The 22713-nt window shown below is 63.4% G+C and carries 25 protein-coding genes; 17 read left to right on the top strand and 8 right to left on the bottom strand.

What is annotated here, in order from left to right:
• Positions 1-23: 23 nt before the first annotated feature.
• The 4 genes from grxC (at position 24) to CFR80_RS04965 (ending at position 2633) form a co-directional block, all read left to right on the top strand.
• Complete coding sequence (gene grxC / locus CFR80_RS04980; protein ID WP_010513448.1) at positions 24-284, top strand: glutaredoxin 3; 261 nt, start codon at positions 24-26, stop codon at positions 282-284.
• A 25-nt stretch (positions 285-309) separates the two neighbouring features.
• Positions 310-768, top strand: coding sequence for a DUF1178 family protein (locus tag CFR80_RS04975; protein ID WP_010513449.1), 459 nt, complete (start codon positions 310-312; stop codon positions 766-768).
• 64 nt (positions 769-832) lie between these two features.
• Positions 833-1357 (top strand): DUF2147 domain-containing protein, encoded by a 525-nt coding sequence (locus tag CFR80_RS04970; RefSeq protein WP_029329300.1) that lies wholly within the window; start codon positions 833-835, stop codon positions 1355-1357.
• Between the two features lie 46 nt (positions 1358-1403).
• Positions 1404-2633, top strand: coding sequence for a lactonase family protein (locus CFR80_RS04965; RefSeq protein WP_010513451.1), 1230 nt, complete (start codon positions 1404-1406; stop codon positions 2631-2633).
• 32 nt (positions 2634-2665) lie between these two features.
• On the opposite strand, the gene ubiG is transcribed toward CFR80_RS04965, so the two are convergent.
• On the bottom strand, positions 2666-3415 hold the full coding sequence (ubiG, locus tag CFR80_RS04960; RefSeq protein ID WP_029329301.1) for a bifunctional 2-polyprenyl-6-hydroxyphenol methylase/3-demethylubiquinol 3-O-methyltransferase UbiG: 750 nt from the start codon (positions 3413-3415) through the stop codon (positions 2666-2668).
• Positions 3416-3572: 157 nt separating this feature from the next.
• On the opposite strand from ubiG, the gene CFR80_RS04955 reads away from it, so the two are divergent.
• The 6 genes from CFR80_RS04955 to prfA all read left to right on the top strand — a co-directional run bounded on the left by CFR80_RS04955 (position 3573) and on the right by prfA (position 10774).
• Positions 3573-4826: an aspartate kinase gene (locus CFR80_RS04955; protein WP_029329302.1), complete on the top strand. Its 1254-nt coding sequence runs from the start codon at positions 3573-3575 to the stop codon at positions 4824-4826.
• Between the two features lie 11 nt (positions 4827-4837).
• A complete protein-coding gene (locus CFR80_RS04950; protein ID WP_010513454.1) occupies positions 4838-5917 on the top strand; it encodes an NAD(P)H-dependent flavin oxidoreductase in 1080 nt (359 codons plus the stop codon).
• The gene (locus CFR80_RS04945; protein WP_010513456.1) at positions 5914-7071 is read left to right on the top strand and encodes a helix-turn-helix domain-containing protein; all 1158 of its coding nucleotides are present in this window, start codon (positions 5914-5916) and stop codon (positions 7069-7071) included. The genes CFR80_RS04950 and CFR80_RS04945 overlap by 4 nt, the downstream gene beginning before the upstream one ends.
• 133 nt (positions 7072-7204) lie before the next feature.
• Positions 7205-8365, top strand: a complete 1161-nt coding sequence (gene ispG, locus CFR80_RS04940; protein WP_010513457.1) for a flavodoxin-dependent (E)-4-hydroxy-3-methylbut-2-enyl-diphosphate synthase — start codon at positions 7205-7207, stop codon at positions 8363-8365.
• 88 nt (positions 8366-8453) lie between these two features.
• Positions 8454-9710, top strand: a complete 1257-nt coding sequence (hisS, locus tag CFR80_RS04935; protein ID WP_042658780.1) for a histidine--tRNA ligase — start codon at positions 8454-8456, stop codon at positions 9708-9710.
• Positions 9711-9712: 2 nt separating this feature from the next.
• On the top strand, positions 9713-10774 hold the full coding sequence (gene prfA, locus CFR80_RS04930) for a peptide chain release factor 1 (protein WP_010513459.1): 1062 nt from the start codon (positions 9713-9715) through the stop codon (positions 10772-10774).
• A gap of 6 nt (positions 10775-10780) precedes the next feature.
• Here prfA and CFR80_RS04925 read toward each other — a convergent pair whose 3' ends face one another.
• Positions 10781-11245: a hypothetical protein gene (locus tag CFR80_RS04925; RefSeq protein ID WP_042658775.1), complete on the bottom strand. Its 465-nt coding sequence runs from the start codon at positions 11243-11245 to the stop codon at positions 10781-10783.
• 30 nt (positions 11246-11275) lie between these two features.
• On the opposite strand from CFR80_RS04925, the gene prmC reads away from it, so the two are divergent.
• Complete coding sequence (gene prmC, locus CFR80_RS04920) at positions 11276-12139, top strand: peptide chain release factor N(5)-glutamine methyltransferase (protein WP_010513461.1); 864 nt, start codon at positions 11276-11278, stop codon at positions 12137-12139.
• A gap of 267 nt (positions 12140-12406) precedes the next feature.
• Positions 12407-12955: a DUF4167 domain-containing protein gene (locus CFR80_RS04915; RefSeq protein WP_010513462.1), complete on the top strand. Its 549-nt coding sequence runs from the start codon at positions 12407-12409 to the stop codon at positions 12953-12955.
• 43 nt (positions 12956-12998) lie between these two features.
• Here the strand turns inward: CFR80_RS04915 and CFR80_RS04910 are convergent, their stop codons facing one another.
• Complete coding sequence (locus CFR80_RS04910; RefSeq protein ID WP_010513463.1) at positions 12999-13262, bottom strand: hypothetical protein; 264 nt, start codon at positions 13260-13262, stop codon at positions 12999-13001.
• Between the two features lie 54 nt (positions 13263-13316).
• Positions 13317-14582: an adenosylmethionine--8-amino-7-oxononanoate transaminase gene (locus CFR80_RS04905; protein ID WP_029329305.1), complete on the bottom strand. Its 1266-nt coding sequence runs from the start codon at positions 14580-14582 to the stop codon at positions 13317-13319.
• A 61-nt stretch (positions 14583-14643) separates the two neighbouring features.
• On the opposite strand from CFR80_RS04905, the gene CFR80_RS04900 reads away from it, so the two are divergent.
• The 3 genes from CFR80_RS04900 to bioD are packed head-to-tail and all read left to right on the top strand — an operon-like array spanning position 14644 to position 17908.
• A complete protein-coding gene (locus tag CFR80_RS04900) occupies positions 14644-15837 on the top strand; it encodes an aminotransferase class I/II-fold pyridoxal phosphate-dependent enzyme (RefSeq protein ID WP_042658776.1) in 1194 nt (397 codons plus the stop codon).
• A gap of 2 nt (positions 15838-15839) precedes the next feature.
• Positions 15840-16502, top strand: a complete 663-nt coding sequence (locus tag CFR80_RS04895; RefSeq protein WP_010513466.1) for an alpha/beta fold hydrolase — start codon at positions 15840-15842, stop codon at positions 16500-16502.
• Complete coding sequence (gene bioD / locus CFR80_RS04890) at positions 16502-17908, top strand: dethiobiotin synthase (protein WP_029329306.1); 1407 nt, start codon at positions 16502-16504, stop codon at positions 17906-17908. Before CFR80_RS04895 ends, bioD begins: the two co-directional genes overlap by 1 nt.
• Here the strand turns inward: bioD and lexA are convergent.
• Together lexA and CFR80_RS04880 are read right to left on the bottom strand one after the other, a co-directional pair.
• Positions 17905-18582 (bottom strand): transcriptional repressor LexA, encoded by a 678-nt coding sequence (gene lexA, locus CFR80_RS04885; protein ID WP_029329307.1) that lies wholly within the window; start codon positions 18580-18582, stop codon positions 17905-17907. The genes bioD and lexA overlap by 4 nt on opposite strands.
• A 118-nt stretch (positions 18583-18700) precedes the next feature.
• On the bottom strand, positions 18701-19909 hold the full coding sequence (locus CFR80_RS04880) for a molybdopterin molybdotransferase MoeA (protein WP_110507125.1): 1209 nt from the start codon (positions 19907-19909) through the stop codon (positions 18701-18703).
• Positions 19910-20067: 158 nt separating this feature from the next.
• Here CFR80_RS04880 and rpmG point away from each other — a divergent pair, with 158 nt between their 5' ends.
• Complete coding sequence (rpmG, locus tag CFR80_RS04875) at positions 20068-20235, top strand: 50S ribosomal protein L33 (protein ID WP_003620129.1); 168 nt, start codon at positions 20068-20070, stop codon at positions 20233-20235.
• Between the two features lie 73 nt (positions 20236-20308).
• On the opposite strand, the gene CFR80_RS04870 is transcribed toward rpmG, so the two are convergent.
• A complete protein-coding gene (locus tag CFR80_RS04870) occupies positions 20309-20638 on the bottom strand; it encodes an FtsB family cell division protein (protein ID WP_010513470.1) in 330 nt (109 codons plus the stop codon).
• Positions 20639-20699: 61 nt separating this feature from the next.
• A complete protein-coding gene (eno, locus tag CFR80_RS04865) occupies positions 20700-21986 on the bottom strand; it encodes a phosphopyruvate hydratase (protein WP_110507138.1) in 1287 nt (428 codons plus the stop codon).
• A 136-nt stretch (positions 21987-22122) separates the two neighbouring features.
• Here eno and CFR80_RS04860 point away from each other — a divergent pair, with 136 nt between their 5' ends.
• A complete protein-coding gene (locus tag CFR80_RS04860) occupies positions 22123-22605 on the top strand; it encodes a DUF3429 domain-containing protein (RefSeq protein WP_010513472.1) in 483 nt (160 codons plus the stop codon).
• Positions 22606-22713: the final 108 nt, after the last annotated feature.

The raw sequence follows: 22713 nt of genomic DNA, 5'->3' as shown, positions 1-22713 counted from the left end.
ACACCAGACCAAGCGAAGGTTCAATGCCGTCTATTGACATCTATACCCAGCCCGGCTGCCCATACTGCATCCGCGCGGTCCGTCTGCTGGCGCACAAGGGCGTGCCCTTCAACGAGATCAATGCCCCGCACGGCACGCCGGAACGCGCGGATTCGATCCGCCGTTCGGGTGGGCGTACCACCGTGCCGCAGATATTCATCGACAATACGCCCCTTGGTGGCTGTGATGACCTGATGGCGCTGGACCGGTCGGGCAAACTCGATACCCTTCTGGGCAAGGGCTGACACAGGGCACACGGACGGAGAGGGCATGATCCGGTACCAGCTACGATGTCGTGCAGGCCATGAATTTGAAGGATGGTTTCCCGGCAGCAGCGCATTCGAACACCAGGCGGCGCACGGCCTTCTGTCGTGCCCGCAGTGTGGAACAGCGGATATCAGCCGCGCGCTCATGGCGCCAGCGGTCCATACCGCAGCCCCCCGGCAGGAGACGGAAGCGCCACAGCCTCCCGCTGTCACGCCACCCGGCCATGCGTCAGCGGGAGTGCCCGATGCCGTGATCGCTCTGTTACAGAAAATACGCCACACGGTAGAGGAACATTGTGACGACGTGGGGGACCGCTTTGCCAGCGAGGCCTTGGACATGCACCGGGGCAAGAGCGAGGCCCGTGGCATCTATGGCAGCATGACGCCACAGGAACAGGCCGAACTTGATGAGGAAGGGGTGGACGTCCATGCCATCCCATGGGTCCGCCGGGCCGACAGCTAGAGGGAACACGCAAGCGCGCGGCATGCACCGCCGTGCCACGCGCCATGTGGGGGAACGATTGGAAATGCACGACAGCAAAAGCCACACAGGTACGCGCCAGACCGGACACCGCATGGGGGGCGGCCTTGCGCGCTGGCTGGCCAGGGGCGCCATTGCCGCCTTATGCGCGGTGGCGGTCGGGGCCACCGACCTGCCCACGGCCCATGCCGAGGGGAGCGAGCCGAACATTATCGGCCGGTGGATGACGAAGGACCACGATGGCGTGTTTGAGATTTCCCATTGCGGGAATGAAATCTGCGGACGGCTGGCTGGCGTGCGCTACACGACCGAAATGCCGCGCGACAAGCGTGGTGAGCCGGAATGCAACCTGCCCATGCTGAACGGGTTTACGCCTGACCCGAAGGAAGCAGGACACTGGAACGGCCACGTGACCGATCCCGACACGGGGCATGTCTATCATGCCAAGCTATGGGTGTCCCAGTCGGGGGATCTCAAGCTGCGTGGTTTCGTCGCCGTGCCTTTATTTGGTGAAACCGAAACGTGGAGCCGCTATACTGGTACGATCGGCCCGGCGTGCAAACTGCCCTGAAGGCCCCAGAAAACAATTCTCAACCAATGGGGATGACCCTTATTCCATGAGCTGCAATATTTCCCGCCGTGCCTTTGCCACCGCACTGGCCGCCGCCGGCGTGCCCGCCCTGTCGCGCCGCGCCGTGGCACAGGTCGCGACCAAGCCGCGCACCATCTGCTATATCGGTGGCTATACCCAGCATGGACCGCCCGGCGGGGCAGGCAACGGGCAGGGCATTTCCGTGTTCGAGATGAACCCCGACACCAGCAGCCTGTCGCCGCTCATGACCTATGTGGACATCGCCAGCCCCTCGTTCATGGCCATATCCGCTGACTTCAAGCACCTCTATGCCCTCAGCGAAATCAATGACTTCAACGCCAATGGTGAAGGCTGCGTCACCGCGTTTTCCGTCAACCGTTCCAGCGGGGAACTGACCAAGCTCAACGTCGTGCGGTCAGGCGGCGCGGTGCCCGCGCATCTCAGCGTGCATGCATCGGGCAAATACGTCCTGGTGGCGAATTACATGGGTGGCACGGTGGGCGTTCTGCCCATTCACCCCGATGGCAGCCTGGGCGACCCGACGGACGTGGTGCACAATACCGGCCCGCGCATGCCCGACCGTGCTGCAGACAATCCACCGGGCAACTTCGCCATAAGCGACCATTCCAGCGCGCATGTCCACATGGTGGCATCCGACCCGTCAGGCCGGTATGTGCTGGCGTGCGATGCGGGGCTGGACCGGGTATATGTCTGGACGCTGGACCTGCATACCGGCAGGCTGGTCCCCGCCAAGACGCCATTCATCACCATGACGCCGGGTTCCGCGCCGCGCCACTTCTCCTTCAACGAGAAGGGGACGATGATCTACATCCTGGGCGAACAGGATTCGAAAGTGGTTGCCGCCACTTTCAATCCCCAGACCGGCGAAATCGTGCCCCAGCAGACCGTCAGCACCGTAACCCCGCATTTCCGGGGCAGCACGCTGGCGGCGGGCATCCTGCTCTCACCCAACGGCAAATACCTGTACGTATCGAACCGGCTGGGTGATTCGCTGGCCAGCTTCCATGTGAATGACGACGGTACGCTTAACCTGGTCGAAGAAATCTGGATGCATGCCGATTATGGCCGCGCGATGATGTTCGACCCTAGCGGCACATACCTGTTCTGCGCCAACCAGCGCAGCGATTCCGTCACGTCATTCAAGGTCAATGCCCAGACCGGCGTGCTGGACTTCACATGGAACTTCACCCCGGTGGGCAGCCCGACGACATTCGCGTTCATGAACACGATCTGACGCCGGACGGCGCCCTTCCGGGGCGCCATTGCTCAGTCGCGCACCATCGCCGCAATATAGTTCACCGCCATGTCGCGGCTTTCACGCCAGCCACCGGGAGCGGGTACCATACCCGCGATATCGGTTATGCGCAGGCCCGCGCGGGCTGCGTACTGCCCCATTTCGGCCGGGGTAATGAACTTGCGCCAGTCATGCGTGCCAACCGGCAGCAGGCGCAGGACGTATTCCGCCCCGATCTTGGCCATGGCCATGGACCGCCACGTGCGGTTCATGGTCGAAACCACCATGGCGCCGCCCGGCCGCAGCATGCCGCCAAGCATGCGCAGGAAGGCCGCGGGATCGGTTACGTGCTCGATCACTTCCAGCGCGGAAATCGCGTCAAAGCGCGCGCCTTCGGCCACCAGTTCCTCGGCGCTGCCACAACGGTAGGACAGCGGGCCAGCAGATGCGGGCAGGGGGTGCTGGCGCATGTGCAGCCGACCTGCCGTAATCGCCGCCTGCGACGCATCCAGGCCGGTCACGTCGAATCCGGCGCGGGCAAATGCCTCGCTGGCCAGTCCCGCGCCACAGCCAATGTCCAGCAGCGTGCGGCGCTCGTCATCATCCGCCACCGGGGCGGGCAGGTGACGCAGGCTCCAGCCCGTGCGCAGGTCATTCATGGCGTGCAGGGGGCGCATCGGGCCGACGGGATCCCACCACCGGGCAGCCAGATCGCTGAAATGGGCGATCTCCTCCGGGGCGACGGAATCTGCCGACAGAACGGGCGAATCGTGATGCTGCATGGGTGCACCGCCTTTCATTTGGCTTTCTCCCGCTGGACGCGGAAGCTGGGGAGATGTATGTGACGCGGCTTGCGCATAACCGCAATGCCCCGGATTGGCCAACAGGCCCACACTCCGGATATGCTGAAGCCCGAGCCATAATGGAGCCACTATTCCGATGTCCCCTACCGTACCGCGGATCGTGATGAAATTCGGCGGCACGTCCGTCGCCGATCTTGACCGGATTCGTGCCGTCGCGGAAAAAGTCCGGAAACAGGTCGAGGCCGGGTGCGAGGTTGCCGTTGTCGTCTCCGCCATGTCCGGCGTGACCAACCGCCTTGTCGGCTACTGCCGTGATCTCTCGCCCCAGCACGATGAACGCGAATACGACACCGTCGTTGCAACGGGGGAACAGGTCACCAGTGGCCTGCTGGCCATCGCGCTGCAGAACCTTGGCGTCAACGCCCGGTCATGGCTGGGCTGGCAGATCCCGCTGCGTACGGATGATGCGCATGGCAAGGCCCGCATCGCCTCGATTGATGGCGCGAATCTGATCAGCAGCATGCAGGCGGGGCAGGTGCCGGTCGTGGCGGGATTCCAGGGGATCGGCCCGGACGGGCGGATCACGACGCTGGGGCGCGGGGGGTCCGATACCTCGGCCGTGGCGCTGGCGGCGGCGCTGAAGGCGGACCGGTGCGATATCTACACGGATGTGGACGGAATCTATACAACCGACCCCCGTATTGTTACCAAGGCACGGAAGCTGGACAAGATTACCTATGAGGAAATGCTTGAGCTGGCATCCGTAGGGGCCAAGGTGCTGCAGACCCGTAGCGTGGAACTGGCAATGAAGGAGCGCGTGCGGGTGCAGGTGCTGTCCAGTTTCACCGACGGTCCCGCACCGTCAGAGGGGCATCTGCCCGGTTCATTAGTCGTGGATGAGGACGAAATCGTGGAACAGGAACAGGTCGCCGGAATTGCCTACTCCCGGGACGAGGCAAAGATTTCCGTCCGCCAGCTCCCTGACCGCCCGGGTATTGCGGCGGCGGTGTTCGGCCCGCTGGCCGATGCCAACGTGAATGTGGACATGATCGTCCAGAGCACGGGCGACGACGGGACGACCAACATGACGTTCACGGTCGGCAAGACCGACCTTACGCGTGCGATTTCGGTTCTGGAAGCCAACCATGGCGCCACCCGGTACACCGAACTGCAGACCGATGATGACGTGGTGAAGATCAGCGTCGTGGGTGTCGGCATGCGTTCGCATGCAGGCGTGGCCAGCACGATGTTCCGCACGCTGGCGGAGCGCAACATCAACGTGCAGGTCATTTCCACCAGCGAGATCAAGGTCTCGGTGCTGATCGCGTCCGAATATACCGAACTGGCAGTGCGCGCCCTGCACACCGCCTACGGTCTGGACGCGGCGTGAGCGGAAACCAGATGTCAGACGCCACCGACACCGCCTCCGCCCTGACGGACCCCACGCGCCGGGCGGAAGCCCGCGCCCGGCTTGACCGGCTGTGGGGGCGTGGCACGCGCTTCCTTGGCAGCGAATACGCGCTGCTGGCGGGGGCCATGTCATGGGTCAGCGAGCGGAACCTTGTATCCGCCATTTCCAATGCCGGTGGCTTTGGCGTGCTGGCCTGTGGCGCGATGGAACCCGCGCGTCTGGCCGAGGAAATCGCGGCGACGCAGGCGCTGACCACGCGCCCGTTCGGCGTCAACCTGATCACCATGCACCCGCAGCTTGATGAACTTGTGCGCGTCTGCATCGACGCGGGCATCACGCATGTGGTGCTGGCTGGCGGCATTCCCTCCGGCCCGGTCATCCGCGCCATCAAGGAAGGGGGCGCCAGGGTCATCGCCTTCGCGCCCGCGCTGGTCCTGGCCAAGCGGCTGGTGCGTCTTGGCGTCGATGCGCTGGTGATCGAGGGATCAGAAGCAGGCGGCCATGTCGGTCCGGTTTCGCTGACCGTGCTGGCACAGGAAATCCTGCCCCATATCCATGACGTGCCGGTATTCGTCGCCGGTGGTCTGGGCCGAGGCGACGCGATCCTGTCCTACCTGGAACAGGGGGCTTCGGGCGCACAGCTTGGCACGCGCTTTGCCGCATCGCGTGAGAGCATCGCACATGAAAACTTCAAGAAAGCCTTCATCCGCGCCAATGCGCGCGATGCGGTCACGTCCGTGCAGCTTGATGAACGCTTCCCCGTCATACCGGTCCGCGGGCTGAACAACGCGGGCACACGGCGTTTCGTGCAGCACCAGGCGGAAACGCTGCGTCGTTTCCAGGCCGGTGAACTGACCAAGGAAGCGGCCCAGCTGGATATCGAACACTTCTGGGCTGGTGCGCTGCGCCGTGCCGTGGTGGATGGCGACGTGGAAAACGGCTCCGTCATGGCGGGACAGTCGGTCGGCATGATCACGGGCGAACAGTCTGTCGGTGAGATCATCAAGGAACTGGTCGATCAGGCCATTGATGCCCTGATCCGTCAGGAGGAGAGGGCCCGCTACGGATGAGCGACGGCAAACGCATTTTCCGCCCAAAAACCGCGTCAGGCACGACAGCCCCGGCACCCGGTACGACACCCATCGCATCGGTAGGGGACATGTTGCGTGCGCGGCGCGAGGAATTGGGGTGGAAACTGCCCGATGTCGCGGCATGGCTGCGCATCCGCCTGCCGTATCTGGAGGCGCTGGAAGCCGGCCGCCCCGGCGAACTGCCCGGCAGCGCCTATGCCGTAGGTTTCCTGCGCACCTATGCCAAGGCGCTGGGACTGGAAGCCGAACAACTGGTCGAACGCTTCAAGGTTGAAAGCCGTGGCGCGTTCACCCGCCGGTCCGAACTGTCCTTTCCCGTACCGCTGCCCGACCGTGGACTGCCCATGGGGGTACTCCTGTTATGCGGTATCGTCATTCTGGTGGGGGCCTATATCGGCTGGTACAGACTGACCGGCACGGACGGGCTGGGCCATGACCTTCCGGGCAAGCTGACCCTGCCGGGAATTTCCTCATCTGCCACCACGGCATCGCCGCAGGTGGCGTCCGTCCTGCCCCCGGCTGATGAACGGCCCGAACCGCCGCCGCAGCCGCTTCCCCAGCAGGAGCGCGAAGCCCTGACCGGCAGCACGCCCGCACCCGTGCAGCAGGCAGCACCACCAATGCCCGAACCCGCCCCGGCTGCCCCCACGCAGCCGCTGGAGAAAATGGGCGAGGACCGTAATGTGCTGGCGCAGCAGGCCGCCGCGGCGGCACAGCCCACCGCATCCACCGATGGCGTAACCCTGAACGCCACCGCCGCAACATGGGTGCAGGTCCGCAAACCCGGCGGGTCCGTGCTATATGATCACGTCATGCAGCCCGGGGAGACATGGCAGACGCCACAGGACCAGTCCGGCCTTGTGCTGACGGTTGGCAATGCGGGCGGCCTGACACTGGTTGCGGGCGGCGTCACGACGCAGCCGCTGGGCCGGAATGGGGAGGTGCGGCGTAACATTCCGCTCAGCCCCGCAGCGGTGGCGGACGGGTCGGTCATGCATGCCAGCCCGGCGCCCGTCATCCATCCGTCCGCGCCGTCACCCACGGCCAGCACGCAGGTCCCCGGCGCATCATCCATAACGGGAAGTGGCAATAATCTTTCGCCGCCCCTCCCGCAGCACATCGATCCGGAGTAGAATGGTCTCCATACGGCATGGTCCCCTGAGGGTCACCATGCCGGAAACCGGCATGTAACAGATCCACGGGCCGTGCCACGCCCCGCCACGGCGGGCCGGAGCACAAACCGCCGCCTTATCTGGAGGGCACATAATGAGCAGCTATCGTCCTTATCAGCACATCGAGCGCCGCAAGTCGCGGCAGATCCATGTCGGCAACGTGCCGGTCGGTGGTGATGCCCCGGTTTCGGTCCAGACCATGACCAACACCCTGACCACGGACGCCGAGGCCACGATCGCACAGATCCGCCGTGCCGAACTGGCGGGCGTGGATATCGTGCGCGTTTCCTGCCCCGATGAGGAAAGCACGAAGGCGCTGGCCGAAATCGTGCGCGAAGTGAACGTCCCCATCGTGGCGGACATCCACTTCCACTACAAACGTGCCATCGAGGCCGCAAAGGCCGGTGCGGCCTGCCTACGCATCAACCCTGGCAACATCGGCAGCGCCGAGCGCGTGCGCGAGGTCGTGAACGCGGCGAAGGACCACAACTGTTCCATCCGCATCGGCGTCAATGCCGGTTCGCTGGAAAAGCACCTGCTGGAAAAATATGGCGAGCCGAACCCCGACGCGCTGGTGGAAAGCGCGCTGGAACACGCCAAGATCCTTGAAGATCATGATTTCCATGAATTCAAGATCAGCGTGAAGGCATCGGACGTATTCATGGCGGTCGCGGCCTACCAGCAGCTGGCCGATGTATGCGACCACCCGCTGCATATCGGCATTACCGAAGCGGGCAGCAAGCGCGCCGGCACGGTCAAGTCCTCCATCGGGCTGGGCAACCTGTTGTGGGCGGGCGTGGGTGACACCATGCGCGTTTCCCTGTCGGCAGAGCCGGAAGAGGAAGTGCTGGTCGGCTGGGATATCCTGAAGTCGCTTGGCCTGCGCCACCGTGGCGTGAAGATCATTTCCTGTCCGTCCTGCGCGCGTCAGGGCTTCAACGTGATCCAGACCGTGCAGACGCTGGAAGACCGGCTGGCGCACATCAAGACGCCCATGACGCTGTCGATCATCGGCTGCGTGGTCAACGGCCCTGGTGAGGCGCTGATGACCGATATCGGCGTGACCGGCGGCGGTTCGGGCCGTCACATGGTCTATTCCGCGGGCAAGCAGGACCACACCATGCCGGCTGGCGACATGATCGAGCACATTGTCGATCTGGTCGAAAAGAAGGTGGCCACGCTGGAAGCAGCCGACGCCAACAACACTCCGGCTGAAGAAATGGCCCGTGAGGCCAGCATGTCCACCACGGACTGAATGATACGCCGCGCGCCGTAAATGGCGCGCGGCCTGACCGGCGGCCCATATGCGGACAGGGCCGGATTGAATGCAGGAATATCGCGTAGTGAGCAGCTTACAACCCGTTCGTGGCACCCATGACCTGATTGGGGAGGACCGCAGGCGTTTCAACCATGTTGTGGAAACCGCGCGCCGAATTGTCAGCCTGTACGGGTTTGACGAATGGGCGACCCCGGTTTTTGAAGATACACGGGTCTTTTCACGCTCGCTGGGCGATACATCTGATGTCGTCTCCAAGGAAATGTACACCTTCGAGGACCGGGGCGGTGAATCCCTGACCCTGCGCCCCGAGGGCACGGCCGCCATCTGCCGCGCGCTGGTCACCAACGGGCTGACGCAGTCCCTGCCGCAGAAGGTGTTCTATGCCGGGCCGATGTTCCGCTATGAACGCCCGCAGAAGGGACGGTACCGCCAGTTCCACCAGATCGGGGCGGAACTGCTTGGCGCCGCCGAACCACTGGCCGATGCCGAAGTCATCGCCATGGGGCGTGACGTGCTGCAGGGACTTGGCATTGCGCATGACGTGGTGCTTGAACTCAATACATTGGGCGACATGGCCAGCCGCAATGCGTGGCGCACCGCCCTGATCGCCTATTTCAGCGACCATCGCGCCGACCTGTCACCCGACAGCCAGACCCGACTGGACCGCAATCCGCTGCGTATTCTGGACAGCAAGGCGGCGCAGGACCGCGCATTGCTGGCCGATGCCCCGATGATCGCCGATTTCCTGACGCCGGACGCGCTGGCATTCTGGGATGACCTGCGCCGGACGCTGGATGTGATGGGCGTGCGCTTCCGTGAAAACCCGCGCATCGTCCGCGGGCTGGATTATTACGGGCATACCGCCTTCGAATTCGTGACCGAGCGCCTTGGGGCGCAGGGTACCGTGCTGGCTGGCGGCCGGTATGACGGGCTGGTGGCCGAAATGGGTGGCCCGAAAACCCCCGCGATCGGCTGGGCTGGCGGGATCGAACGCCTGTCCATGCTGCTTGAAGACATTCCCGCCGACCCGCGCCCGGTTGCCATCATTCCCATGGGAACGGATGCACAGGCAGCGGCCATAACCGTCCTGCAGGCGGTGCGTGGGGCTGGCGTGCGGGCCGAAACATCCTATCGTGGCAACATGAAGCGCCGGATGGAGCGCGCCAACCGCATGAACGCCACCCATGCCATCGTGATCGGCAGCGAGGAGATTGCGCGCGGCGTGGTGCAGGTCAAGGATCTGGACAGCGGGCAGCAGACCGAAGTGCCGATGGATGGCGTGGCGGGCTTCCTTCTGTCCGGAACACCCAAAAAGGCCTGATCGTGGCAAAGTTTGACGACCGTCTGGACCGTATTGTCGCCCGCTGCGAGGAACTGCAGGCCCTTCTGGCGGAAGGGATGTCGGGGGCTGATTTCAGCCAGGCCTCACGCGAATACGCGGAACTGGAGCCGATCGTCGCCCGCGTCAGCGCGCTGCGCACGGCGGAACAGGCTGAACATGACGCAACCCAGATGCTGGCCGATCCCGAACTGAAGGAACTGGCAGAAGCCGAACTGGAGACACTGCGCAGGCAGATACCCGAACTGCGTCATGACATCCGCCTTGCCATGCTGCCCCGTGACGAGGCGGACGAACGCAGCGCCATTCTGGAAATTCGTCCCGCAGCGGGCGGGGATGAAGCAGGACTGTTCGCGGCAGAATTGTTCGGCGCGTACCAGCGATATGCCGACCAGCGCGGCTGGCGGTTCGAGGTGCTGGAATATGACCAGTCCGAACTTGGTGGCCTGCGCGAAGGGATCGCAAGCATTACCGGACGCGGCGTGTTCGCGCGGCTGAAATACGAATCCGGCGTACACCGTGTCCAGCGCGTCCCCGCGACCGAAAGCCAGGGCCGCATCCACACCTCCACCGTGACAGTCGCCGTCCTGCCCGAAGCGGAAGAAGTAGATGTGGAGGTGAATGAGACAGACCTGCGCATCGATGTCTACCGGGCATCCGGGGCAGGGGGGCAGCACGTCAATAAAACCGAAAGCGCGGTGCGCATCACCCATCTGCCCACCAACATCGTTGTGGCGATGCAGGAAGAAAAAAGCCAGCACAAGAACCGAGCCAAGGCGATGAAGATCCTGCGCGCGCGCCTGTATGAACGCAATCGCGCCGCAGCCCACGAAACCCGCGCCGCCGATCGCCGCGCGCAGGTTGGCACGGGCGACCGCTCGGAACGCATCCGTACCTACAATTTCCCGCAAGGGCGCGTCACCGATCACCGCATCGGGCTGACACTGTACAAGATTGACCGGGTCATGGCAGGGGAACTGGATGAATTCGTCGATGCACTGACGCAGGAAGAGCAGGCTGCACTTCTTGCGGCGGATGACAGCTGAACGCCCTTACGATGTTGGCGCGGCACATAGGCTGCTGCGGCCGGGATGGCGTTCGACCACATTCGGGTCATCCGGATCAGCCAGATAGAATTCTGTAAAATTCCGCGCGCCAAGGGCAACAAGATGGTGGCCATCGGGTTCATGCAGCACACCTTCGCCACTGACCTGATGGATTTCGATCCTGCCCCCGGGACGGCGGATCGTAATCTCGCCACACAGGGCGTAGCTGTGGTTTACACGGCTGACTGCTGTCTCCACATGGGCGGTCTGGCTGGTATGGTCATGATCAAGACGGAAAGTCGCGACGAGCTGTTCATCGACGTACAGACGCGAAATCTCGGAGACTTCTCCATCACCGTACCCGTCCTCGACATCGAACGACCCCGCGAGGGCAGGCGTGGTAAAGCTGGCGCACACCAAGGTGGCCATGAGGATGTGTGTCAGGCGCAATGGAAAGGCAGGCAGTTGCATGATGCCCCAGTATGACGGAAATCAGCCACGATGAAAGATGCCATGACGCAGGCGCCCGCAAATTTACGCCATCTTCTGTCTGAAGCCACTGCCTGCCTGCGCGCCGCCGGAGTTGACGCCCCCCAGCGCGAGGCCCGGCTTCTGGCAGCCCATGCGGCGGACACCGACCTTGCGGGCCTGCTGCGCATCGATACGCTGCCACCCGCTGCCCATGCGATCTTTGTGCAGACCCTGCACCGCCGCCTGAACCATGAACCGATGGCCTATATTACCGGGCATACGGGGTTCTGGTCGCTGGACATCGCGGTTTCACCCGCAACGCTGATCCCGCGCGCGGATACGGAAACACTGGTAGAGGCAGTTCTGGACCATCTGCCGGACCGTAACGCCCCATTGCGCGTGCTGGATATCGGGACAGGCACAGGCTGCCTGCTGCTGGCAGTACTGGCGGAATATCCGCAGGCCGTCGGAACGGGCACCGATCTCAACCCCAATGCCGCGCGCCTTGCGGCACGTAACGCCGCGCGCAACAGGCTTGCAGCGCGCGCGGCCATGCTGTGCGGCAACTGGGCCGATGGCATTGCCGGGCCGTTCGACCTGATCCTGAGCAATCCACCCTATATTCCACATGCCGACCTGAACGGGCTCATGCCTGAAGTCGTGCTCCACGAACCGGCGCGCGCACTGGATGGCGGGGCCGATGGACTGGTTGCCTATCGGGCGCTGGCCGCGATACTACCTGACCTGCTGGCGCCCGGCGGAATTGCGGTGCTGGAACTGGGCATTGGCCAGGATAAGAGCGTGCCCGCCATCATGCGCCTGTGCGGGCTGCATGTGCTGGAAATCCGCCCTGATCTGGGGGGAATAGGCCGGGCGCTGGTCGTGAAAAAATAATTTGGCAGACAGAAACAGGCGGGTTATATTGCCAAGGCGCAGGGAACACGAACACCATACCCATTTTGCTGTTCCGTTTCCGCGCGGGCGATCCCGATTGCAAAACAGAAAAGCTGGCGTCATGAACCGGAATGGTTCCGCCATGCGCAGGGATCCGTGTCCGGTATCATACCGGACAACCACTATGGCAACAGACGGGACGGCCAGATCGTCCCACGGTCCAGGGCAGCGCCGGCGACCGGCAACAGGAAAGTGCTGCGACAGCTTATGAACATGAAACGCATGCGAGGTCGTCACAATCGTTCGGGCGGCAGCAATGGCGGAAGCGTGCGCCATAACAATGGCCAGATCCCGTTAAACCGCAACCATGTATTCGACAGCAACGGGCCTGACCTGCGTGTGCGCGGCACGGCGCAGCAACTGTTTGAGAAATATCTGCAGCTGGGCCGCGATGCCAGCAGCACGGGCGACCGCGTGATGGCGGAAGCCTATTTCCAGCATGCCGAACATTACTTCCGCATTCTCAACGCGATGACGCAGGCGGCACAGCAGAGCCAGCAGGAACGTCAGGAACGCATGGCCGCCCGCCAGCAGCGACCCGCTGACAATCGCCAGCCCACTGACGCCACCAGTGACGACAGTGCCGAACAGGCCGCCCCCCAGCCACAGCAGGCAGCCGAACCTGCAGAAACCGCCCCGCAGCCGACCGTGGCCAGCGAACCGGCACCAGCGCCAGCACCGCGTGCGCCCCGCCGGAACAGCCGTGCCAAACCCCCGGTTGAAAAGAAGGAAGAACTGGAATCCACCCCGTCCTGAACGGGAACAGCCCCGTCCGCCCGGTCGGGCGGGGCATTATGGATCAGTCGCGGTTACGTGTGTCGACCAGACGCCAGACCTTGCGCTTGCGCCCATCGCTGGCGTCCGGGGCATCTTCCACCGTGACCAGTCCCTGATTACGCAGCGCCTGCAATGCCAGCCGGGCGTGATAGGTGCCCAGTTCAGGGAACAGATCACCAATTTCCCGCACTGAACGGGCTTTCCCGTCCGACAGGATCTTCAGCACGATCTGCCGTTTGCTGTCATGATTTGTCATGCGCCAGGATCGATGCTGAAAAAAAGTCATGTCTTTTCTATACCAGATCCGTCCCCAATGGCCTAGCGCGGATACGGGGCCCGCTTACACCGGATGCGCCAGCACGGTCCGGATGGCGGCCGTCAGTTTCCCCAGTTCGGACGCGGTTATGTTAAAAGCTGGCGTCAGATAGACGACATGGCGGAATGGACGTACCCAGACCCCCTGTCCGATCAGGGCGGTCTTCAGGGCATTCATGTCACGTATGCGGTCCAGTTCCACCACGCCGATCGCACCCATCACGCGCACGTCCACCACATGGGGCAGGCTACGACACGGTTCCAGCTCCGTACGCATCTGCCGTGCGATCCGTGCCACCCGCTCCTGCCAGTCCTCTCGTTCAAACAGGTCCAGCGAGGCATTGGCGCAGGCGCAGGCCATGGCGTTGGCCATGAAGGTCGGCCCATGCATGAGCGCATGCATCGGATTATCCGATAGGAACGCGTCGAACACATGCGTGCGCGCAACAGTCGCCGCCAGCGCCATCGTCCCCGCCGTCAGTGCCTTCGACAGGGTAATGATATCCGGCACGATTCCGGCCTGTTCACATGCAAACATGCTGCCCGTGCGACCAAAGCCGGTAAAGATTTCATCCAGTATCAGCAACACGCCATGCCTGTCGGCCAACATGCGCAGGGTGCGCAGCACATCAGGGGAATGAAACAGCATGCCGCCTGCGCCCTGTACCAGTGGCTCGACAATAATCGCGGCAATACTGTCGCCCGATTGCGCCAGTAATGCATCCAGCGCCCGGGTGCTGGATGCATCGACAGGCAGGTCGGCGATGAAGTGCTCCGGTAACGCACCCTGATACAGGGAATGCATGCCTTCCTCCGGATCGCACACGGCCATGGTGGCCATTGTGTCGCCATGGTAGCCGCCACGGAAAGCCACCAGCTTCGTCCGTCCCGTCCGACCACGGTTCAGCCAGTACTGGATGGCCATTTTCATCGCGACCTCGACCGCAACGGAACCGGAATCGGTAAAGAAAACCCGCTCCAGATCCCCCGGCAGCATGGCGGCCAGACGGCTGGCCAGTGTCAGTGCAGGCGCATTGGCCAGACCACCGAACATGACATGCGGCATACGTCCAAGCTGGTCACTGACCGCGGCGCGGATATGAGGATGGTTGTAACCATGGCAGGCCGTCCACCATGATGCGATGCCATCAATCAGTTCCGACCCGTCCGCCAGCGTAATGGTGCGCCCCTGCGTGCTGACGGCAGGCAGGGGGGGAAGGGCTGTCTGCATCTGGGCATAAGGCAGCCAGACATGCGTCATGCCGCGTTCCAGCCATTGGGGTCCATGCATGCGACCACTCCGTGATATTGCGTCGGCGGGATTGACCGGGGCAGCATGCTCCGGCAGGAGAATGCGCTTCATGGCCCGTTTTGATCCAATTTTCCAGACCGCGCTCGACCATATGGCAGATACGCATACCCGTCGTGTGCTGCGTCCCGTCCAGCATGTGGGGGCAGCCACCGTCATCCGCGACGGGCGGGAACTGGTCAATTTCTCATCCAATGACTATCTGGGCCTGTCCCACCATCCTGCACTGGTGGCGCGGGCTTCCGAATGGCTGCGACTTGATGGCACCGGGTCTGGCGCATCGCGCCTGGTCACCGGAACCAGCCCGCGCCATATGCACGTCGAGACACGGCTGGCGGCATTCAAGGGGTGCGAAGCTGCGGTTATCCTGGCCAGCGGATGGCAGGCCAATGCGTCGGTCCTGTCGGCGCTGCTGCGGCTGGCAGCAGAGCAGGGCGCGCCGCCGCAGGTTTTCACTGACCGGCTGAACCATGCCAGCCTGCATCAGGGCTGCATGGCCGCCGGGGTGCGGCAGATCCGTTTCCGCCATAACGACCTGGACCATCTGGACAGCCTGCTGGACCGCCATGCCGGCGACGATCACGCCATGCGGGTGATCGTGACCGAAAGCGTGTTCAGCATGGATGGCGACCGCACCGACATTGCACGGCTGGCGGCGATTGCCCGGCGGCATGGCGCGTTTACCTATGTTGATGAAGCCCATGCCACCGGCGTACTTGGCCCGCAGGGACGCGGGCTGTGCGCGGAACATGAAATTGATCTGGTGATGGGGACGTTCAGTAAGGCGCTGGGCAGCTTCGGGGCATATGTGGCCGGATCGCGGGCATTATGTGACTGGCTGGTCAATGCATGTTCGGGGTTCGTGTTCACGACTGCCCCGCCACCCGCGGTTCTGGGGGCAATGGACGCGGCGCTGGAACTTGTACCCACACTGGACGACGCGCGGGCACGGCTTGCGCGCAATGCCACCCATATCCGCAATGTCATTCAAAGGTGTGGCCTGACGTCCGGCCCGTCCACCACGCAGATCATACCGATCATGATGGGGGAGGCGACACGCGCGCTGGCGTTCGCGGCCCGGCTTGAATCCTGTGGCATTCTGGCTACCGCCATACGTCCCCCCACAGTACCCCCCAATGGCAGTCGCATACGGCTGGCGCTGAGTGCGGCCCATTCCGACAGCATGATTGACCAGCTGGCTACTGCCATCACCCATGCCGCGCGGGAGAGTGCGTGAGCATGCAGGCCCCATCGCTGCCCGTCGTACTCGTGCACGGCTGGGCCTTCGATCCGTCATTCTGGGATACGATCCGTGCCGCCCTTGGCCCGATACAAAGCCGGTGTCTGGATTTCGGCTTTTTCGGTCCACGTCCCGCCATGGACCTGCCACAGGTTCCCTATGTTGCCGTGGGGCATTCCCTTGGCGCGCTCTGGCTGCTGCGCCATCATGGCCCCCTGTGTCGTGGGCTGGTGCTAATAAACGGTTTCAGCCGGTTCGGGTCGGCAACGGACTTCCCCCGTGGTATTCCACGGCGCGTCATCGAACGCATGCGTGCCGGACTGCTGCGGGAGCCCGAAGGCCTGCTGCACAGCTTCCGCCTGCGGGCCGGCATTGATACCCCACTGCCACCCCACATTGAACGCGATCGGCTGGAGCAGGGACTACAGGCCCTGATGGACATGGATTGCAGGAATGACCTGAAACAGGCCACGTGCCCGGTTCACGTCATTGCCGGGACAGAAGACGCCATTGCGCCCCCGACCCTGACCCGTGCCTGCTTTACGCCGGGAAGCGGTGTGGACACTCCCCAATGGCTGGATGGGGGGCACCTGCTGCCCCTGACCCATGCCACCACCTGCGCCCGGGCCATTACGGGCATGACCCGACGGATAACCGCATGATGACCAGCAAGGACCGCATCGCCACCCGCTTTGGCGCGGCACGGGGATATGATCAGGCCGCCCGCATCCAGCGCATTGCCGCAACCGAACTGGCACGCCGCATTGCCTCCCGGCATGCCGATACGCCGCCCGCGCGCATTCTGGAAGTCGGCTGCGGAACAGGATTCCTGACCGGGGAGCTCCGCAGACTGTTCCCTGCCGCCCATATCACCGCCACCGATATAGCGCCCGCCATGCTGGACCGTGTGGCCGGGCATATGCCCGATGACGCGCGGCTGGTGCTGCACCACATGGATGCCGAAGCCCCGGATGTAAAGGGACCGTTTGACCTGATCTGTTCCAGCATGGCCATGCAGTGGTTCCCGGATCGCACGCGCACACTGCGCGGTCTGGCGGACCTGCTGGCGCCGGGAGGACTGATGGCGATGACCACGCTATGCGTGGGCAGCTTCAGGCAATGGCGGGAAGCATATGCACGGGCAGGGGTGATGTGCCCCATGCCAGAGTATCCGAGCGCAGACCAGCTACAGGCCGAATGGCCCGCATGTGGCGCAGGGCTGTGGCAGGATGCCGAAATTGTGGATACCCCGACCTCCCCACTGACGTTCGTGCGGGAACTGCGTGCCATCGGGGCCACGCATGTGGAGCATCCCCCCGCGACGGGCACACAGTTGCGCCATGTGCTGGAGGCGGCGGGAACAGGTGGCCCGTTCGCCGTTTCATACCATGTTGGCTACGGGCTGTTCCGCCGGGCGGCGTGGCCGGGCGTGTTCGTCACCGGAACGGATACGGATGTAGGCAAGACGGTGACATCCGCCGCACTGGTACGTGCCTGGAACGCCTCATACTGGAAACCATTGCAGAGCGGTACGGACGACGCCCCGTCCGACAGCACGGGCGTGCAGCATCTGGCAGGTCTGGAACCCGCGCGTATCCATCCGCCCGCCGCCACATTCGGGGCCTCCCTTTCGCCCGAGGACGCAGCATCCGTAGCCCATACCCGCATTGACCCCGCCATGATCACATTGCCACGCCATACGGCCAGTGACAGGCCGCTGGTTGTGGAAGGGGCGGGCGGCGTGTTTGTGCCGATTGCCGAAAATTACCTGATGATCGACCTCATGGTCCGGCTGGCCCTGCCGGTGGTGCTGGTGGCCCGCAGCCAGCTTGGAACGATCAACCATACGCTGCTTAGCCTTGCGGCACTGCGCGCGCGGGGGCTGCATGTGGCGGGTGTGATCCTGAACGGTCCACCCGAACCTCACGGGCGCAGCGCCATTGAACGCCATGGCCAGGTGCGCATACTGGCCGAATTTCCAACAGTTGTCCCCATGGGGCCGGAAGCAATAGCGCAACTGGCCGCCCGACTGCCCACATGGGATCAGATGGTGCGGGACGTGCCCTAGTAACGGCGGATCAGGCCCGCAAGCGTACCCTGTACACTGACCCGGCCGGCCGGCAGTACCCGGGTTTCATACAGGCTGTTGGCGGGGATCAGCGCAATATCGCCGCCTTCACGCCGCAGGCGCTTGAGCGTGACTTCCTCCCCATCAATCAGGGCGACGACGATCTGCCCGTCACTGGCCTGCGCGCCTTCACGGATGATGACCATGTCACCATCCAGAATGCCCGCTTCCTGCATGGAATCGCCCGTGACCTCCAGTGCATAATGGCTGGCCTTGCCCAGCATGTCGGCCGGGACGGTAATGCGGGTGGTTTCCGGCGTAATCGCCTCAATGGGGTTGCCTGCGGCGATGCGCCCCACAAAGGGCACGTCCACCACGCCCGCCAGTATCGCAGGGGCAGGCACGTTGTCCGGTACAGGCGTGGGCGAATCGGACGGGGTAGGCGGGGGCGGCACATCGATATCAGGCAGGCGCAGGATTTCCAGCGCACGGGCGCGATGATGCCTGCGGTGCAGGAAGCCCCGTTCCTCCAGCGCCGAGATCAGGCGGTGAATCCCGGATTTGGAGCGCAGGCCCAGCGCATCCTTCATCTCATCAAACGATGGGGAAAAACCCGTCCTGCGCAGATGGCCGTCAATAAACAGCAAAAGCTCATGTTGTTTCTTTGTGAGCATGCCACATGTCCTTTTGCCGCCGGCGCTGTCGCCGGGTCCGAAACGCGATGGAACAAATCAAAAACCTGTCTCGTGTTCTATATTGGTTCCACACGCTCCGTCAACCGGCATCCAACACCTATTCCAGAACGCGGTCGATACGGATGATCTCGCACGGATCGCCAGCCTTCGCCGGTGGCGCATTGGGTGCACGCAGGACAAGCGCCGCACTTTCGGCCAGCACATGCAACATGGCCGAATCCTGCACAGGGAAGGGCGTGGCCACCAGCCGCCCGTTCCCGTCATGGTCCAGACGCGCACGCAGATGGTCCATGCGCCGGTCGTTTTCCGGCACATCCGCCCCCAGGACTGCATGCTCCGGCGGCATGACCGGCATGGCAAGCCCTGCCATGCGACGCAGGGCAGGCAGGACAAACACGACCGAACAGACAAACGCCGCCACGGGATTGCCCGGCAGGCCGATAAAAGGCAGGCGCCCCAGATGGCCATACATAAGCGGACGGCCCGGCCGCATGGCGATTTTCCAGAAATCTGTTTTCAGCCCGACCTGTTCCAGCCCACGCCGTACAAGATCATGGCTGCCCACACTGGCGCCGCCCGCGGTCAGCAGCATGTCCACCCCATCAACCATGCGTTCCAGCGTGGCAAGGTCGGCCATGTCATCGCGCAGGACCGGCAGCATGACCGGTTCGGCGGCCGCCGCACGCAGCAGGGCGGCCAGCATGGGGGTATTGGAGTTGGCGATCTGTCCCGTTCCGAGCCCGCTACCGGGCAGCAGCAGTTCGTCCCCTGTCGCGGCAATGGCCACGCGCGGGCGGCGGGTTACCTGCAGCCAGGGACGGTTTGCAGCAGCAGCAAGGCCGATGTCACGCGCGGACAGCCTGCGACCTGCGGGAATGATGTCCTGACCTTCGGCAAAGTCCTGCCCCTTCCGCCGGATATAGGTGCCGGACGCAAGGGTGGTGGTGGTGGTCACGGACTTCCCTTCGGCCTGTGCGTTTTCCTGTATCAGGATCGCATCCGCACCAGTCGGCACGACCGCGCCGGTGAATATGCGCACGCATTCCCCCGGTCCGACCTGCCCTGCAAAAGGATGACCCGCAGGCGCCGACCCGATACAGGTGAGGCGCGTGCCCTGTGCCGACAGGTCCGCCGCGCGCACGGCATACCCGTCCATGGACGAGACATCGGCCGGGGGATTGGACAGCCGTGAGATGACGGGGGCCGCGCTGACACGCCCGCAGGCATCGGTCAGGGCCACGACCTCGGCAGGGAGGGGAAACACCCCGTCCAGAATCCGTTCGCGCGCTTCCGGGACGCTCAACATCGTGCTCTGCACTCCTTTTTTACCCATTATGGGCGAATTTAATCAGAAATATCGGTTGGGGTGCTTGACCTGCGCCTTGTGTATGCGCATTTTCCGCCCACTTGAACCACTGCTGTACCTGAATGTTCCAGCAGCGGCAAAGCAGTGCTGAGGATATCATGGCCAAGACCAACACCATCCAGATCAAACTCGTCTCCACGGCGGACACCGGCTACTTCTATGTGACCAAGAAGAATGCCCGCGCCCAGACCGGCAAGATGGAAATGCGCAAATACGACCCCGTCGCCCGCAAGCACGTGGCCTTCCGCGAAGCGAAGATCAAATAATCTTCCGCGCAGACGGATACAAAAAAACCCCGGGACGTTCCCGGGTTTTTTTTTGTGCCTGCCACGCGGGCGGTCAGTACAAATGGTCGTGCTCACCATAGGGGACGACAATTTCGTCCTGCCGGGCAAGGTTCTGCATGGAGCGCGCGCGTTCATCCAGCAGGTCGGTATCCAGCGCGCCCTCCTTCAGCCCGCGCACGCGGCGCAACCATACTTCCTGTTCCGCAGCCGCATCCTTCTGCGCGGAACGCGCTTCATCCAGCAGGTGCAGCTGTGCAGCATAGCTGTGCAGCCCATGTTCACCCCGCATGACATTCCAGCCGAAATAGGCCGTAAGCCCGATAAACAGGGCAGGGGGAATGGTGGCGCCCATCACGCGCCGTATGATCTTACCCAGCTGCATCGTATTCCTTTCCCTGCCGTGCCCTGTTGCCGGACGGAATTACCCCGTCCGGCATGGCGTGTCACCCGTTCTTCAGGATCGTACGCCCGGCATAGCGGGCCGCCGTGGCCAGTTCGTTCTCGATACGGATCAGCTGGTTGTATTTCGCGGTCCGGTCCGAACGCGACAGGGAACCGGTCTTGATCTGCCCGCAATTGGTCGCCACCGCCAGATCGGCAATGGTGCTGTCTTCCGTCTCCCCGGAGCGGTGGCTCATCACCGCCGTGTAACCGGCATGCTGAGCCATCTGCACGGCTTCCAGCGTCTCGCTCAGCGTGCCGATCTGGTTGACCTTGACCAGAAGCGAATTGGCAACACCCGCCTTGATGCCCCGACGCAGGCGGTCGGGATTGGTCACGAACAGATCGTCACCCACGAGCTGCAGCTTATGCCCCAGGTTGGCAGTCAGTTCAGCCCAGCCTTCCCAGTCATCTTCCGCCAGACCATCCTCGATCGAGATGATGGGATAGCGTGCAGACAGGTCGGCCAGATAGGCGATCATGCCAGCGGCGTCGAGGCTCCTGTCCTCGCCCTTCAGTTCATAGCGGCCATTCCTGTAAAACTCGGTCGCGGCGCAATCGAGTGCGAAGGTCACGTCATCGCCGGGCCTGTAGCCTGCGGCCTCGACCGCACGCATCATGAAGCCCAGTGCCTCATCGGCGGATTTCAGCGCGGGCGCAAACCCGCCTTCATCACCAACATTGGTGTTGTACCCCGCACCTGACAGGCTTTTCTTGAGCTGGGCAAAGATTTCCGATCCCATGCGGATCGCATCGGTCACCGTGGGAGCGCCCACCGGCTGGATCATGAATTCCTGGATGTCGATGGGGTTATCGGCATGCTGGCCACCGTTGATGATGTTCATCATCGGCACCGGCAGGGTGCGGGCGTACACGCCGCCGACATAGCGGTACAGCGGGGTCTGCAGTTCCTCGGCCGAGGCCTTGGCCACGGCCACGGCCAGGGATACGCCCAGAATCGCGTTCGCACCCAGACGGGACTTGTTGGGTGTGCCATCGAGGTCGATCATCGCCTCGTCAATGGCGACCTGATCGGTCGACTCCACACCCTGCAGGGCTTCAAGGATCTCATGCTCGACATGGCTTGCCGCCTTGAGCTCGCCCTTGCCGCCATAGCGCTTGGGGTCGCCATCACGCAGTTCAACAGCTTCATGCGCGCCGGTGGACGCGCCCGAAGGGACGGCAGCCCGGCCTTTTGCGCCAGACGCCAGTTCGACATCCACCTCGATGGTGGGGTTGCCGCGGCTGTCAAGTATTTCACGGGCGATGATATCGATAATGGCGCTCATGGTATCTGTTTCCTCAGATTTGACATTATGGGGATACGGCATACGACCGCATGCATATCCTGCCCCACGATAACAGATGCGACGCATCATGCCAGAGCAGGCTATGCACAACATGACAAGATAGGAGAGACCCGCCGTGAAACGCCTGCCACTGCTTGCCATCGTCACCGCGCTGGCAAGCCTGCTGCCACTGGTTGGCTGCACATGCGCGATCCTGTTCCTCACACCCGACCATACGCCCCGCCTGCTGACGGCGGCAGTAGGATATGGCGCGGTCATGCTGTCCTTCCTTGGCGCGGTCCACTGGGGGCTGGCGCTGGAACGGCCGGACATCATTCCCGCCGGCGGCACGCAGCGCCTGACCAACCTGCGCCTTGCCATGGGGGGCGCACCTGCCGTCACTGGCTGGGTGGGGCTGTGCTTTGCCACGGTGCACGAACTGATCGGACTGCTGATCCTGATCGCAGGATTCGCCGCCACCGCCGTGGTGGAACGCATGGCCTGGCAGCGCGGGGCCATGCCGCGAGGGTACATGACGCTGCAGTGGTTTATCATCTGTCTGGCGGAGCTGTGTTTCCTGACCATACTGGCCGCCTGCATGGGCATGCGGCCCCATTGACCGCCTGGGGAGGGACAGCGCGCACCTAGGAACGGACATAGACCCGTGGGCATAGGGCAGGGATGCGCGATACGCCCCCACTGTCGCATCTGTCCAGATAACAAAAAA

It is taken from the genome of Komagataeibacter oboediens, assembly GCF_003207815.1.
GTDB lineage: Bacteria > Pseudomonadota > Alphaproteobacteria > Acetobacterales > Acetobacteraceae > Komagataeibacter > Komagataeibacter oboediens.
The sequence above is the reverse complement of the archived record's forward strand: the minus strand, read 5'-3'. Positions and strand labels throughout refer to the sequence as shown.

Bases quoted from the DNA above. Each gene is read 5' to 3' on its own strand.
- grxC (WP_010513448.1), top strand. From the start codon at position 24: ATGCCGTCTATTGACATCTATACCCAGCCCGGCTGCCCATACTGCATC.
- CFR80_RS04975 (WP_010513449.1), top strand. From the start codon at position 310: ATGATCCGGTACCAGCTACGATGTCGTGCAGGCCATGAATTTGAAGGA.
- CFR80_RS04970 (WP_029329300.1), top strand. From the start codon at position 833: ATGCACGACAGCAAAAGCCACACAGGTACGCGCCAGACCGGACACCGC.
- CFR80_RS04965 (WP_010513451.1), top strand. From the start codon at position 1,404: ATGAGCTGCAATATTTCCCGCCGTGCCTTTGCCACCGCACTGGCCGCC.
- ubiG (WP_029329301.1), bottom strand. From the start codon at position 3,415: ATGCAGCATCACGATTCGCCCGTTCTGTCGGCAGATTCCGTCGCCCCG.
- CFR80_RS04955 (WP_029329302.1), top strand. From the start codon at position 3,573: ATGTCCCCTACCGTACCGCGGATCGTGATGAAATTCGGCGGCACGTCC.
- CFR80_RS04950 (WP_010513454.1), top strand. From the start codon at position 4,838: ATGTCAGACGCCACCGACACCGCCTCCGCCCTGACGGACCCCACGCGC.
- CFR80_RS04945 (WP_010513456.1), top strand. From the start codon at position 5,914: ATGAGCGACGGCAAACGCATTTTCCGCCCAAAAACCGCGTCAGGCACG.
- ispG (WP_010513457.1), top strand. From the start codon at position 7,205: ATGAGCAGCTATCGTCCTTATCAGCACATCGAGCGCCGCAAGTCGCGG.
- CFR80_RS04925 (WP_042658775.1), bottom strand. From the start codon at position 11,245: ATGCAACTGCCTGCCTTTCCATTGCGCCTGACACACATCCTCATGGCC.
- prmC (WP_010513461.1), top strand. From the start codon at position 11,276: ATGAAAGATGCCATGACGCAGGCGCCCGCAAATTTACGCCATCTTCTG.
- CFR80_RS04915 (WP_010513462.1), top strand. From the start codon at position 12,407: ATGAACATGAAACGCATGCGAGGTCGTCACAATCGTTCGGGCGGCAGC.
- CFR80_RS04910 (WP_010513463.1), bottom strand. From the start codon at position 13,262: ATGACTTTTTTTCAGCATCGATCCTGGCGCATGACAAATCATGACAGC.
- CFR80_RS04905 (WP_029329305.1), bottom strand. From the start codon at position 14,582: ATGCATGGACCCCAATGGCTGGAACGCGGCATGACGCATGTCTGGCTG.
- CFR80_RS04900 (WP_042658776.1), top strand. From the start codon at position 14,644: ATGCGCTTCATGGCCCGTTTTGATCCAATTTTCCAGACCGCGCTCGAC.
- CFR80_RS04895 (WP_010513466.1), top strand. From the start codon at position 15,840: ATGCAGGCCCCATCGCTGCCCGTCGTACTCGTGCACGGCTGGGCCTTC.
- bioD (WP_029329306.1), top strand. From the start codon at position 16,502: ATGACCAGCAAGGACCGCATCGCCACCCGCTTTGGCGCGGCACGGGGA.
- lexA (WP_029329307.1), bottom strand. From the start codon at position 18,582: ATGCTCACAAAGAAACAACATGAGCTTTTGCTGTTTATTGACGGCCAT.
- CFR80_RS04880 (WP_110507125.1), bottom strand. From the start codon at position 19,909: ATGTTGAGCGTCCCGGAAGCGCGCGAACGGATTCTGGACGGGGTGTTT.
- rpmG (WP_003620129.1), top strand. From the start codon at position 20,068: ATGGCCAAGACCAACACCATCCAGATCAAACTCGTCTCCACGGCGGAC.
- CFR80_RS04870 (WP_010513470.1), bottom strand. From the start codon at position 20,638: ATGCAGCTGGGTAAGATCATACGGCGCGTGATGGGCGCCACCATTCCC.
- eno (WP_110507138.1), bottom strand. From the start codon at position 21,986: ATGAGCGCCATTATCGATATCATCGCCCGTGAAATACTTGACAGCCGC.